Annotated in this window: 7 protein-coding genes; all 7 read right to left on the bottom strand. The window is 55.3% G+C overall.

Features of this window, described 5'->3' with window-relative positions; all coding sequences use genetic code 11:
• Positions 1–77 precede the first annotated feature (77 nt).
• The 7 genes from Fuma_RS00450 to pstS all read right to left on the bottom strand — a co-directional run bounded on the left by Fuma_RS00450 (position 78) and on the right by pstS (position 14,373).
• The gene (locus Fuma_RS00450) at positions 78–785 is read right to left on the bottom strand and encodes a PEP-CTERM sorting domain-containing protein (protein WP_077022393.1); all 708 of its coding nucleotides are present in this window, start codon (positions 783–785) and stop codon (positions 78–80) included.
• A gap of 149 nt (positions 786–934) precedes the next feature.
• The gene (locus Fuma_RS00445; protein ID WP_077022392.1) at positions 935–9,634 is read right to left on the bottom strand and encodes a choice-of-anchor D domain-containing protein; all 8,700 of its coding nucleotides are present in this window, start codon (positions 9,632–9,634) and stop codon (positions 935–937) included.
• A gap of 333 nt (positions 9,635–9,967) precedes the next feature.
• Complete coding sequence (locus tag Fuma_RS00440) at positions 9,968–10,189, bottom strand: hypothetical protein (protein ID WP_077022391.1); 222 nt, start codon at positions 10,187–10,189, stop codon at positions 9,968–9,970.
• 340 nt (positions 10,190–10,529) lie between these two features.
• Entirely contained in the window at positions 10,530–11,351 is an 822-nt protein-coding gene (gene pstB, locus Fuma_RS00430) for a phosphate ABC transporter ATP-binding protein PstB (RefSeq protein WP_077022389.1), read from the bottom strand.
• Positions 11,352–11,363: 12 nt separating this feature from the next.
• Positions 11,364–12,281: a phosphate ABC transporter permease PstA gene (gene pstA, locus Fuma_RS00425; protein ID WP_083731701.1), complete on the bottom strand. Its 918-nt coding sequence runs from the start codon at positions 12,279–12,281 to the stop codon at positions 11,364–11,366.
• On the bottom strand, positions 12,278–13,264 hold the full coding sequence (gene pstC / locus Fuma_RS00420; protein WP_077022388.1) for a phosphate ABC transporter permease subunit PstC: 987 nt from the start codon (positions 13,262–13,264) through the stop codon (positions 12,278–12,280). The genes pstA and pstC overlap by 4 nt, the downstream gene beginning before the upstream one ends.
• Before the next feature lie 59 nt (positions 13,265–13,323).
• The gene (gene pstS / locus Fuma_RS00415; RefSeq protein ID WP_083732514.1) at positions 13,324–14,373 is read right to left on the bottom strand and encodes a phosphate ABC transporter substrate-binding protein PstS; all 1,050 of its coding nucleotides are present in this window, start codon (positions 14,371–14,373) and stop codon (positions 13,324–13,326) included.
• Positions 14,374–14,431 lie beyond the last annotated feature (58 nt).

The raw sequence follows: 14,431 nt of genomic DNA, 5'->3' as shown, positions 1-14,431 counted from the left end.
GCCGCGGAAATCGGCTATTGTCCTACGTGGGCTGTTTCCCGCGAGCCAGAACCGTCCTCAACAAAACGTAAACTGCTCTAGACTACGGAATTGCTTTTGGTGGAAGCCCCCTTCCGTCGTCGGACGACGAAGGCGGCGACTCCCAGCAATCCCGCAACAAACAGGCTTGAGGGTTCAGGAACGGCGGCCGTGGTTACGTTCAGAGTTACAGACTCTGCGGCACCTGAGGCCAAAATCAGACCGTCCAAATCTACCGGCGTGAAAACCGGACCTGCTGTATTTCCATTGTCCGAACCACCGAAGACTCCTGCTGTCAGAGTGTGAGTGTCACCCACACCACCAGTTGCTGTGACTTCAAAAGTACCAATAAAAACTTCCATCGCGCCAGCCATTGCCGCTACTGTGACTCCCGCTCCGGGAACAACGGCGGCGATGGGGGGAGCAAATAGCATGGTTGTGACCTGACCGGCGGCGATTCCGGGTGGGACAGAAGGCGGTGTTTGCGAAACGAATCCCGTTCCAGGTGAGAAAAAGCTTCCCGTGGCTGAAGTTCCGCTGGGAACGTCGAAGATTCGGCCGCCGGCACCAATCAACCCGTCTGCGCTCATCACGGAGGTCCCATCAGTGTCGACAAGGAACATGTCTACAAAGACTGAACTTCCCGACATAACGTTTCGGGAGCGAGTTGTGTCGTCCAAACGCAGATCGAGAACCAGATCGGCATTGGCCGAACTCGCAGTGCCACAGGCTACCGCTATACCAAACAACAAGTGCTGAAATTTCATCGCAATTTATTCCGTCAATTAGAAGTGAAAGTCTTTGGAGGTAGGAGCCAACTGGCGGACGTTCATATTGTCCAGTTCACGTAGGTGATAGAAATCCGCCAGCCTGCCTCTTAACCTTTAATTAACACAATTTCGTCATTCCCGATGTTTTACTCGGCGATCTCAAGCCGCCCGTAGTTGGCGAAGAAGGCATCCGTTTCGTCGAAGAGACTGTCGTCGCCATCGCGATCGAAAGCGTTCATATAGGCGGCATCTCCATAGAAAGCTCGGTACAGATTTCCGTAATCGCTGTTGTCCACATCACGGTCACCATCGCTGTCGCCGTAATACCGGTGGAAGTCGATTGCGTGACTGCCGCCGTTGGTGCCACTGCCGTCCGCATCAAAGCCCTGAATGGAGCCATCAATGTCGAGGCGGTAGTTACCGTCGATCAGCGAACCGTTCACGTCTACATTGGCCCCGGCAACAAAGGACAGCACGACAACCGTCTTGCCGCCAGCAGTTGCGGCGGATTCGACATTCAGTCCCACGGTCGAGTTGCTGTCGAGATTCGTTACCGTGAATGTTCCGTCAGTGGCAGCAGCCCCGGAGACCGAAATCTCACCGTCCAGCACCAATTCGATACGTTTGATGATGGAACGCTGGCCAGTCTGGTCAAGGCTCAATCCATCTTCCAACGCAGCATCCTCGTTGTAGAACGTCACGTCTTCCAAAGTCGCATCCGCTGCAGCACTGTCGTTGTCGACTTCGGTAGCCGTTACATCAACACTGGTCAGTCCGGTGGACGACACGGTGACTGTCGCCACACCGTTGTCCGCGTCAGCATCTTCCGCAGCGTTCACAGTCACCGGCTGAGCCGTGTTCCAATTGGCCGGTGTGAATGTCAGAGTTGTCGTGCCGGCCGTGATGTCCCCGTCGCCGGAGGTTGCGATCGTAACTTCGACGTCGGCTGATGGTTGGGCTGACAGAGAAACGTTGAACGTCGCCGAACCGCCTTCGTTCACAGACACGGCTGTCGGATCAACAACAAGGTTCTGCGTGTCGTTGTCGACTTCGGTAGCCGTCACATCAACACTGGTCAGTCCGGTGGACGACACGGTGACTGTCGCCACACCGTTGTCCGCGTCAGCATCTTCTGCAGCGTTCACAGTCACCGGCTGAGCCGTGTTCCAGTTGGAAGGTGTGAATGTCAGAGTTGTCGCGCCGGTCGTGATGTCCCCGTCGCCGGAGGTTGCAATCGTGACTTCGACGTCGGCTGATGGTTGGGCTGACAGAGAAACGTTGAACGTCGCCGAACCGCCTTCGTTCACAGACACAGCTGTCGGATCAACAACGAGTTCCGGTGCCGCGAACAGACTGGACGAGAATGGAGTTCCCACATCGCCGGTCGTTGATGTGATCGATCCGGCTTCTGGCGATTCAATGGTGTTCTGCTCGTAGCCAGTCAGGCCGAGAATTCCAAGGTCATCGCCAGCTCGATTGATCTGATTTCCCGCTTCGGTGCCCCAGTTTCGGCGAGTGAATGAATCATCGGTCAGGTAAGTCGCTCGGCCTGTTGTTTCGTCATTCACCCATGCTACGTTGTAGATCACGTTGCCCAGCGGATCGCTGATGATCAGCTCATCCGCACCGTTGCCAAGTGCCATATTGCTGCCGTCGTAGCCGACGACTCGGGCATCAGCCACTCCGCCCAGCCACTGGGTTTCGAACGCGGACTTGTCTTTGGCCAGAATCAGGAAGTCTCCAGCGGCAATGACGGCCGTTCCCAGCGTCACTGCGTTTGAGCCTTCATCGGTCAAAACATAGCCAGTTAGGTCAACGTCCGTTGTGCCATAGTTGTACAGTTCGAGCCATTCGTCCGTGTCTTCTTCGCCGGTGACATCGTTGATAAACTCCGTCACGGCGATTGTCGCTGGCGTATAACCGTTGCCCTGTACGTCAAACGTATATGGGTTTTCGTCAGCATCGTCGTTGGCGATGGAAACCGTGGCCGTCTTGATTCCGTCTGATGTTGGATCAAAGACGACATCGAATGTCAGGCTGGCACCTCCGGCAACCGTTCCGGCCGTGAAGTTGGCAATACTGAAGTCCGAGGTGTCACCGGCAATGACTGCGACGCTGCTGACATCCAGATCTACAGAGCCAATGTTGCGAATCGTGAAAGTATGAGTGACGGTTTCGCCATCCGTCACCGCTCCACCAAATTGAGTGTCGTCCGCAGCATCTGGAGTTGTGCCGCCGGACACAATTTCCATGGCCTGACCTTCAACCTGGATTTCCGTGCCGCCGGCCGTGGTAAAGTTCCAGGTGTTGGCGTCAGTTGTGCCCGTGTAGTCATTGCCGCTGAGGTCGGTGAAGGCTCCCGATGGAATCAGGACGTAGAAATCGGTCCCGGCAGCCAGATCGCCGGTCGGGTCAATCGTGGCCTGGCTGCCATCGACCGTGACCAGACCGGCCGAAACATCAATGGTTTCGACAACGGAATCATCGGAAGCCAGTCGGATTTCGAGGTCGCCGGTTCCGAGCAGGACAACTTCATTGAATTCAATGATCAGGTTATCACCACCGGCGACATCGGCCGCATCATCTGCCGGGCTGAACGTCACAGTGACCGGAGCCACTGGGTCGACAGGTGACCCCGTCAGCGAGATGAGTTCACCGGTCGAAGGATCGTTCTTCTCGTAGCTCGCACTTTCATAGGCCCCATCGGTTCCAGCAACCGGAAGGCTTTGAATTCCCGCAGCATCAAAGACATACGTGTGGTAATCCTGGTGTCCGCCAGTCGCTGGGTCGTAGGTAACACTGTCGATGAGGTTGGCGGCCGGAGTATTTCCGTCATAGAGATTGACGCGGTCACCACCACCGCCCAGTCCTGGTCCGTCGACGGTAATAATGTTGGCTCCGACGCCACAAATTCCTTCGAAGGCAGCGATGTCGTCAACGGGAATTTCTGAAAGCAGGACAATGACCGTTTCACCAGGATTCAGGTTGAATGCCGGTAACTGGACGCCTTCTGTCGGAGTGTCCGAACTGTCTTCGTAGTACAGAGTCGATGTGTCGATGACTTCCGCACCTGTATTCGTGATTTCGAACCAGTCTTCGGTGCCATTTTCACCATCATCTACGCCTGAGAAGACCTCCGTAATTTCAATACCTGGTCGAGTGTAGCCCGTTCCTTCGACAGTGAAGGTGTATGGGTTCTCATCAGCATCGTCGTTTGCAATTGAAATTGTGGCTGATTTTGTTCCGTCTGAGGTCGGATCAAAGGTGACGTCAAATGTCAGGTTTGCCTCCGCAGCTATGGAACCTGCTGTGAAGTTTGCAATCGTGAAGTCAGCCGTATCGCCTGCACTAACAGTGATGGCGCTGACGTCCAGGGCCGAATCACCAACGTTGCGGATAGTGAAGGTGTGAGTGAGCGAGCCGCCAGCCGTGTCCACGGTGCCGAACTGTGTATCGTCTCCAGCGTCCGGCGTCGTGTCTCCAGAAACAATTTCCGTTGACAGCCCTTCCACCTGGATTTCCGCCCCCGCCGCGGTCGTGAAATTCCACGTCGCGGCATCCGAAATTCCACTGTATGCATTGCCGCTCAAATCGGTGAACGCAGCCGATGGGATGGAAACATAGTAGGCAGTTCCACCGGCAAGATCAGATACAGGATCGATGGTCACCATCGTCCCATCAACTGTAATCTGTCCATTCGTGACATCGATGGTTTCGACTACGGAATCATCAGATGCGAGGTGGATCTGAATGTTACCCGTACTAGTCAGCACAACTTCGTTGAAATCGATGACCAGATTTGAGCCCCCCGGGACGCCGGTCGTGTCGTCGGCTGGACTGAGTGAATCCACAATCGGTGCGGCGGGGTCGACTGGTGATCCAACAACCGTGCTTGTGCTACCACCGTCAGCGAAACCAGCACTCTCATAGGCTCCATCAGTTCCTGCAACTGGCAGACTCTGCACACCCGCGGCATCAAAGATGTACGTGTGGTAATCCTGATGTCCGCCAACTGCTGGGTCGTAGGTAACACTTTCAATCAGATTCGCGGCGGCAGTGTTGCCATCGTAAAGGTTCACAGTGTCGCCACCACCGCCAAGGCCTGGACCATCGGCAATGATTATGTTCGCTCCAACGCCCCAAATTGATTCCCATGTGTCAATGTCTGCCACGCTGTCGGTGATCAGCACAATAACGGTTTCACCGGGATTGAGGCTAAATGCCGGTAGCTGCACACCTTCACTTGGTGCGTTGGAACTGTCTTCGTACCAGAGTGTCGACGTGTCGATCACCGCCCCGCCGGTGTTGGTGATTTCAAACCAGTCTGCGGTTCCATTTTCACCGTCTGTACCGGAAAAGACTTCCGTGACATCGATGCTGGCCGGTGACGCCCCCGTTCCTGAGACAACAAAAGTGTAGGGGTTCTCGTCGGCATCATCGTTCCCGATCGAAATCGTTGCCGTCTTTGCACCATCTGACGCAGGATCAAACACGACGTCGAAGGTCAGGCTTCCGCCGGGGGTGACCGCTCCGGCTGTAAAGTTGCCAATGTTGAAGTCAGCCGTATCACCGGCACTGATAGTCACCGTGCTGACATCGAGGTCCGTGTCGCCAACGTTGCGGACGGTGAAAGTGTGCGTCAGTGTGCCACCATCAGTGTCAACAGTTGCGAACGCCGTGTCATCTGCGGCGTCGGGCGTGGTATCACCGGAAACAATTTCAGTGCCCTGGCCCTCGACCTGAATTTCGGCTCCCGCAGCCGTCGTAAAGTTCCATGTCGATGAATCAACGGTGCCAGCGTAGGAGTTGCCGCTCAAATCTGTGAAGGCTGTTGCGGGAATCAAAATGTAGAACCCGGCCCCAGCCGTCAAATCGGCCGATGGATCGATGGTGACCGTGGTCCCGTCAACGGTGACCTGTCCACTCATTACGTCAACAGCTTCGACGAGACTGTTATCGGACGAGAGTCGGACTTCGACGTTGCCCGATCCTGCCAGCACGACTTCATTGAATTCAATGACCAGATTGTCGGTTCCCGGAACCCCGGTAGCGTCGTCAACTGGGCTGAAGGTGACAGTCAGTGGAGCTGCAGGATCAACGGGCGACCCAACCAGCGAGATGAGTGCTCCGTCCGCCGGATCGTTCTTTTCGTACTCAGCACTGTTGTACGCTCCGTCAACGCCAGCGGTAGGTTGGCTTTGATTTCCGCCAGCATCAAAAACATAGGTGAGATAGTCGGGGTAGCCTGCTGGATCATACGTTACGCTCTCAACCAAACTTGCTCCTGCGGTGTTGCCGTGATACAGGTTGACCGTGTCACCGCCGCCGCCAAGGCCCGGACCATCAACGGTAATGATGTTTGCCCCGACCCCCCAAATGGATTCGAAGGTGCCGACGTCGGCGGCACTGTCCGTGATTAGCACGATAACCGATTCACCGGGAGCCAACGTAACTGACGGAAGTTCCGCCCCTGCAGTCGGGTCATTGGAATCGTCTTCGAAGTACAGACCGGCGATATCGCCTGCGGCCAAACCGAGATTCGTGATTTCAAACCAGTCTTCGGTGCCATTTTCTCCGTCGGAAACGCCAGCGAAGACTTCCGTGATCTGGAAGTCTGGTGCATTGGCGACTTCATCGTCCGCGACATCAACGGTGTCGGTTCCATCGGCATAGCCGACTGAGGATGCCGTGATTGTTACCGTCACATCACCGTCAGCATCTGCGTCATCCTGGGCTGTGATCACGAATTCAGCAAATACCTCATTGGCAGCAATGGTGACCTGAGCTGGGACGGTCGCTTCTGTGTCGTCATCACTACTGAGGTCCACGACCAGTGAGCTGGAAATATCCTCCGAAGTCCGATACACGCGGGCTGTCGTGATTCCGCCGTTTTCAGAAAGCGACGTCGGGGTGATTTCCACAAACAACGCTTCAGGAGCATCAAACACATTAGACGTGCCAATGTGATCCAGCGCAGCTCCTCCAAGTTGATAAGGCACCGTCGCGCCAGTTGCCAGCGAGAAATTCGGAGCAGCACCCGCGATCTCCGGAAACACCCAATCGGCTTGCGCCGAACCGGTGGAGTCGCCAATGCGAGCAAGGTAGTCCGGGTGATACGAGCCTCCCAGCAGGCCCTGAGCGGAAATGTCGACCAACGTTGAGCCAGCCGGTACAAGTCCCTGGCCGTTGCCGCTGACGTTGATGAGTCCGTAGGCCGTATCGGTCGCACCACCGTCAATGTTTCCGATGCTGTCGACGATCGTCAGAGGAAAGTCAAGGTCATCAACTTCGCCGTTATCGTCGGCGTCGATATCCTGAGTGACCAATGTGTTGAGATCGACATCTGACTGAACCAGCGCAATCGTCGAGCTGCCATTTTCGAGATCGTTGGTGCGGCTGGAAAAATCGGTTCCCCAGCCAGTCCCCGTGGCTGTCACGACACTGCTTGCCGGGTCGACCGTATAGGTGCTGCCCGACTGCAAAAGCACAAGATACCCAGTGGCACCAAACTGCATTCCGCCCAGCGTGAACACGTGATCCAGAACACCCTGATTGCTGGCATCCCCTTCGATGATCACAATATAGGTATCGGAAGAAATGACGCCGTTGGGAGTACCGCGAAGTTCGATGTATTCGCTACCCGTGTCAGGCCCCGGTGCGTCGATCATGACTTCATTGATATACAGCTCAGTCGCGACGACTCCACTGCCGTCGTTGTCAGTGATATCGACCGAAACAGGAGCGACAGTGAGGCCGTTGTAACTACTGTCGTCACTGGTCACGCTGAAGGTAATTTTGCCCGTGTGGTCACCTTCGTCGTCGCTGTCATCGACGGCTGTGACAGTGATCACCTGAGGATCCTGCCAGCTGCCGGCAGTGCCTGATGCCGCTGATGTGAAAGTGACGGAACTAAGATCCGTTGTCGTTTCGCCGTCACTGACGGTGATCGTCACAGTGACATCTTCAGTCGGCTCAGAATCCAGCACGACGGTGAACGTGTCGCTGGTCGAGCCTTCTTCGTTCACAGCGCCCCCGTCCGCCAGATCGATCGTGACGCCCGGAGTCTCCGCATCGGGAGTGTTTTCCGCACCAGGCGTGATTCGACCGCCACCAGGAAGGTTGCTTGTGGCCGCCGCCGGATCATAGGCCTGAGCTAAGTCGGCACCGTCGATTCCGCCCCCGTACCACGAACTCAACGAGTTTGTCGCATCATCGCCGAGGAATCGAGTGACCGCGTGCGTGCCGGACGACAACACATCCACGCGGGCATCGCTGTAGACCAGATCGCTGCCGCCTCCATCCGACCAACCGACTCCATCGATAATTCGAGTCCAGGGAGTCGTGTCGAAAGTGCCGTCATTGTCGTCATCATAGTCGGTGTTGACGCCTCCGGTGAATCCCTCAACCAGCAGGTAAGTGTTTGAACCGTTCTCCAGGTTTGCGGGAGCGTTCAGATCAGCGATCTCAGTATTCGCATTCACGACGCCTGTCGGCCACGGAGTACCGGACGTGCCGTACCCGTCACCCAGCAGCAGCAGCAGCAGCCCGTTACTTCCGGTTGAAATGGAACCAAGATTAAGTGCAAAGTCGACTGTCCCCGCGCCGGTACCATCGCCTTCAATGGCCAGCAGCGTCACGTTGCTCAACGTCGTGGCCGCACCACTTAATGCCCGAATTTCGATGTATTCGCGGTTATTGTCGCCCCCCGGAACATTGACATACAGTTCGTTCAAAACGACATCGGGTGCCGGAGCGTTGTCCAGCGTGTAGGTCTCATCAGTAGCAGGCTCGGCCGTCGCAAACGCGTTGCCGGCAATGTCTGTAATGTCCTGCGACGCAGCGATGTCCAGGCCGACCGTGCCATCAAAGTTGGCGAGGTCACCGCCGGAGACAGTGACGTCGTACACACCGAGACTGGCCTGAACGACGGCTGTCACGGATGCAGTCGTCGTGCCGTTCACGGCGAAGTCTGCTACCCCCACGTTCTGCAGTGCTTCGTTGAACCGCACACGGAACGTCAATACGTCTGCGTTGGTATTTTCTGTAACAGGATCCAGTCGCGTGATCGAAAGAATATCCGGCGGCGTCGAGTCACCTCCCGTTTCGCCTTCGATGATCAGATTATCAATCGCTACATCTTCGTCGCCCGCATCGAGATTTTCATAGCGAGCTCGAAGAATGAGCGAACTTCCGGTCCCAATGATGGAAGCGGTGAATGTTTGAAAGGTGTCCGTCAGTGCTGTGCCGTCACCAACACCGTCAAAGTCTGTATCCTGCCTCGGTTGAGAATTTGTGCCACCCTCAGATTCAAACGCAAGCAGATTCTGGAATGCTCCGCCATCGATCGAATACTCAAACTTTAATGCAGCATTGGCATCCCAGTCCTGACTACCATCGGACGCCACGTCTTCCGCGACCATCGCGGAAAATGTAAGAGTTGAAAACCCGGAAATATCGATCGCGTCAAAAGTCTGATCGATATGCGTCGAGTTCGGCGGTTCGCCGTTTACATCCTGAACAGCGAAAAAGTAGTCCCCCTGCTTGTCATTGTAAACAAAACTGGCACCGATGTTGCTTCCATCCGTGCGAGTGAAATAGTCGCCGCTGCCATCAGTTGTTTCTGCGATCTCCGCGTCATTATTGTTGGGATTCGTTAGCTGATACCCACCTTCAACCTCGAAGTTGAACGCTGCGATTTCCGTCAGCAGCAACCTTCGCTCTACGGGTTCCACCTGCGTACTCGCTGAAACCTGCTGCTTCAACCTGGACGTTCGCCGCTTGCGGCCGCCAGAATGTCCCACCCAGTTGCTGACGATATTTTTCCATGTTTTGCGACGTGAAATCATGCGACTTATCTCCTGACAATTTGGGGACGCCTCAAAACTCGGTGACTGAGACGACGATAGATTTGGTATGCGGGGTAAAATATGAGTTCATGTGAATGTTCAACTCACGCACCGTTAAGGTTCAATGAATTCGACCTTTCGGACCGTGCCCTGAATTCACTGAGACGCCAAAGCTACATTGCAAGACGAGGCGCGCACGTGTGTTGTGCTCTGCCCGGAGCTCAATGCAGGGGCCAAAATGGGGACATCCAAAAACGAAGCCTGGCCAGACCATCAGCGGACGAAATTGGCGCCGCCTTGCTTGTGTTGGCAATGTCTTCGTTTCTTGTGCGGCTACTGAGAGGCCTGCATGGCCGATTGCCTGGCGTGAATGGCGGCGTACAGGTCGTCGCGGCCAGCTTCATCGATCATCTGTTTTTCAAATGCAAAATCGATGATCTCGTGAAGCCGCTGGAGCACCTCTTGATTTTCAGCAGAGCCAACCTTGCGCAGAAAATTGGCGACGTGTCCCTGATGGACACGTTCAGAAAACGCGGCATCCTGATCACTGCTCATGGGGGAATCGATCCTGCAAACTCTTTCTGAAATCTGTGAGGGCACTGGCGAAAAACCTGCGGGGAGGCAGGCTTCCGCCAGTACCAAATAGTGAGGACTGCGAAGGAGAAGGCCCGTAGCAGACGCTGCCTGCCGCTGCGAAGAACTGCAGCGGTCAAGATTTCGCAGTGGTCCACAGGCGGTCGAAGCACTCACGCAGCGAATCATGTTGAGCAACATGAAAAATCGGCGCAGCTTCTATCAGTTTTGTGTTAATTCGCCAGCGCGTGTTCGTTGCGTGCGTTGCGGCAGCGGACGCCGAACGACACAGAAGCTTAAGCCGGTTAGCTGGACACAGCACTTAGCTGAAGTCACCTCGAATGTAGCGTTTTGTGGCGTCTTCCTGAGGAGAATCAAACAGCTCTTGTGTGTCACCGAATTCGACAAGGTACCCCGTCCGTCCGCCCTTCGATGTATCGACGTACATGAATGCGGTTTTGTCGGCAACGCGTTTGGCTTGCTGCAGGTTGTGAGTCACGATCGCGATCGTGTAGCGTTCCTTCAGCTTCTGCATCAATTCTTCGATTCGGCGAGTGGCAATCGGATCCAACGCCGAGCAAGGTTCATCCATCAGCAAGACTTCCGGCTCTGTCGTGATGGCCCGCGCGATGCACAGTCGCTGTTGCTGTCCGCCGGATAGAGCCAGTCCATTCGTTTTAAGTTTGTCTTTGACTTCGTCCCATAATGCGGCGCCACGCAGCGCGTGTTCCACTCGTTCGGCGATATTGCCTTTGTAACGATTCAACCGAAGCCCAAAAGCCACGTTATTATAGATACTCATCGCAAACGGATTGGGCTGCTGAAAAACCATCCCGATGTATCGGCGCACAGCGACCGGATCAATGGATGGCGCGTAGATATCGCGATTACGAAAACGCACAGAGCCTTCGAAGCGAAAGCCGCGCACCAGGTCATTCATCCGATTCAGGCAACGCAGAGCGGTACTCTTTCCGCACCCGGATGGGCCAATGAATGCCGTTATTTCACTCTTGCGAATCGGAATATGGCTATCGCGTACGGCGTGAAAGTTGCCGTAGTACAGGTTTTGGATATTACAATCCAGGATAGGACGCCCATTTCCGTTTGCCGTGTGCGGCGTTTCCGGGGCGGCGGCGACTGCCATGAGTAAAGCTTTCTATCTGATTCGTCGCGTGCGACTTGAAATAAGCTGTCCGGTAATGTTGGTTCCCAGAACCATCAGCACAAGAATGAGCGATGCGGCCCAGGCCATCTCGATTTGGTTTTCGAACGGCATGCCGGAAAAGTTGTAGATAAACACAGCCAGTGACGCAGTTGGTTCCATCACCTGCGACTGCCCGTATTCAAAGATCCAGTAGTTGCTGAACAATGCGGTAAAGAGTAGGGGTGCCGTTTCCCCGGCAGCTCGAGCGACCGCCAACATCACTCCCGTCAGAATTCCGGGAAGGGCAGTTGGCAGGACGATTTTCCAGGCCACCTGAGTTGGCGTGCACCCCATTCCAATCGCCGCTTCCTTCATGCGTTTTGGGACCATCTTCATCGCTTCTTCCGAAGTCAGAATAACGGTCGGCAGCATCAGCAGCGCTAACGCCACGCCTCCCGCTGGTGCCGAGTAGCCGCCTGTTGCCGCGACAACTGCAGCGTAGGCGAACACACCAGCCAGAATGGACGGCAGGCCAGTCAACGTTTTCGCACAAAATCGAGCAATCGCTGCCGTGCGACTATTAGGACCAACCTGAGCGAGGAAAACGGCTGTGAGTACACCCAAAGGAATCGCGATAGCTGCTGCAATCGCAACGATGACGATCGTGCCAACGATGGCGTTGCCAAATCCACCGCCTTGTTCGAAGGCTGTTGGCGGGAGTGCGGTGAATAGTTCCAGCGACAGTTTCTTGCCGCCGCGCCAGATCAACATGATCAGAACGCTGAACAAAGGGATGCACGCAACAACCGTGACAATTCCGGTCGCGATACTCAAGCCGGCACTAATCAATGTCCGTGGTTGCTGCAGCGAATGTTCCAACTGCGGAAAATCGACGCCGTCAAATTCTTTCACGATGTCGGCCGCCTTCATTTTGCGTGCCCCTGAAATCGCTGCGTCGCATCCTTCAGAATGAAGGCTCCCGTGATGTTGACCAGCAGCGTGATTGTCAGCAGGATCAACGCCGCATACATCAGCACAGGTTCTTCACCTCGGCCCGCTTCCGGAAAGTGATTCGCGAGCAGGGCAGCCAGCGTGTTTCCCGGCGAGAACAGCGAAATGCTAATCTGATTGGAATTCCCAACCAGCATCGCCAGCGCCATGGTTTCCCCGAGTGCCCGACCGAAGCCCAGCACGAGAGCGCCAAAAATACCAGCGGACGCTGACGGCAGGATGACACCGAAGATCGCTTCCCACCGGGTTGCCCCAAGTCCAAACGCAGCCTCTTTGATTTTTTCAGGAACGCTGCTGAGGGCATCGCGAGAAATTGCGGACACTGTTGGCAGAATCATGATCGAAAGGACGATGGCCGCGGGCAGCATCCCCGGCCCCGACAGCGATGTGCCGAATAACGGAAACCATCCAAGATGGTCGTGCAACCATGTCGCTAACGGCCGCAGCAAGGGTATTACGACGAAGATTCCCCACAAGCCGTACACGACACTTGGAATGGCCGCCAGCAGTTCGACGATGTTCTTGAAAATCCACTCGATCGTCGGCGGCAGAAAATCCTGTGTCAGAAATATGGCGATGCTAATCCCGAAGAATCCGCCGATCGTCAATGCCAACAGCGAGCTATACAGAGTGCCCCAGATCTCTGGCAGGATACCAAACTGGTCCTTCTGCAAATCCCATGTCGTGCTGGTAAGAAAGCTGAATCCGTAGCGTCGAATCGCGGGCATCGCATTGCCAGCAACTTCGTAAACGATCAGGAATACCAGCGCCACGGTCACCCAGGCAAACAGCCGAGTCGATAGTCGAAAGCCACGATCGACCGCAATCTCCCACCGAGACGGTGGCACCGACAGTGTTGTCGGGTTCGTTGACTCCGAGACTGTTGTGGTGGCAGCAGGCATTTACTCAATTGGGTAGGTAAGAAGCATTGACGGGAAGCGGAACCGTCCCCGACCAGACATCATTGAATCGATTCCAATTTGCCAACCACGGTCTCAACGACGTTTTCCGGCAGACGCACATAGCCCATTTCAGGACTTGACTCCTGCCCTTCCGTCAGACACCACCGAACCAGTTCTTTTAGAGCTTTCGCTTTGGCAGGATCGTCGTACTGCTTGTAACACAGCAACCACGTGTAACTGACAATCGGGTAGGCCCCTTCTCCCTCAGGATCCGGTAACCACGCACGCAGGTCGTCGGGCATTTCAACGCTGGCTAACGCGGTGGCAGCATTTTCCAGTGTCGGAGCAATGAATTCTCCGGCGGCGTTTTCAAGTTCAGCCATCGGCAGCTTGGCCTGCTCAGCGAATCCGAATTCGATATAGCCGATCGAGCCGGGGGTCTGCACTATCGTTGCGGTGACTCCGTCGTTCTTGGGAGCCGCGATGAAGTTGCCTGTCTCCGGCCAGTTCACGGATTTACCGACGCCCGGACCATCGGCAAATTCCTGGCTGATGGCACTTAGGTGATTCGTGAAGATGAATGTTGTCCCACTGCTGTCCGCTCGCCGAACGACGGTGACAGGAAGGTCGGGAAGATCGACGCCCTCATTGGCTGCCGCAATCGTCTTGTCGTTCCAATTCGTCACCTTGCCGAGAAAAATCCCGACATATGCTTCCCGAGACAGTTTCAATGGCTGACTGAGTCCCGGCAAATTGTAAGCCAGTACCACGCTTCCTGCTGTAAGCGGCAATAAAACGACACCTTCGTCGACTTCAGCGATTTCCTCGTCATTCATAGCCGCATCACTGGCCGCAAAATCGACAGTGTGCTCAGTAAAATCTTTGATGCCGCCACCGCTGCCTTTTGCCTGGTAGTCCACTCTCACGGCGTCGGTGGCTGCACTGTATTCTTTGAACCAGCGGCCATACAAAGGTGCCGGAAAACTTGCTCCCGAACCTTGAAGCTTCAACGTTGCAGCAGCGTCGCCGTCTGAGGTTGACGATGAACAGCCCGTAACGAGTGTGATTAGTAGCACAAACGCGGCGGCGGCAAAGGAATTGGGTTTCACGTGTGCAGTCTCAGTTCTTTTAAAAGAAAAGAGCGGTTGAGATCCCAACCGCTCCTGC

This window comes from Fuerstiella marisgermanici (assembly GCF_001983935.1).
GTDB lineage: Bacteria > Planctomycetota > Planctomycetia > Planctomycetales > Planctomycetaceae > Fuerstiella > Fuerstiella marisgermanici.
This window is presented reverse-complemented; position numbering and strand designations above follow the sequence as displayed.

Bases quoted from the DNA above. Each gene is read 5' to 3' on its own strand.
- Fuma_RS00450 (WP_077022393.1), bottom strand. From the start codon at position 785: ATGAAATTTCAGCACTTGTTGTTTGGTATAGCGGTAGCCTGTGGCACT.
- Fuma_RS00445 (WP_077022392.1), bottom strand. From the start codon at position 9,634: ATGATTTCACGTCGCAAAACATGGAAAAATATCGTCAGCAACTGGGTG.
- Fuma_RS00440 (WP_077022391.1), bottom strand. From the start codon at position 10,189: ATGAGCAGTGATCAGGATGCCGCGTTTTCTGAACGTGTCCATCAGGGA.
- pstB (WP_077022389.1), bottom strand. From the start codon at position 11,351: ATGGCAGTCGCCGCCGCCCCGGAAACGCCGCACACGGCAAACGGAAAT.
- pstA (WP_083731701.1), bottom strand. From the start codon at position 12,281: ATGAAGGCGGCCGACATCGTGAAAGAATTTGACGGCGTCGATTTTCCG.
- pstC (WP_077022388.1), bottom strand. From the start codon at position 13,264: ATGCCTGCTGCCACCACAACAGTCTCGGAGTCAACGAACCCGACAACA.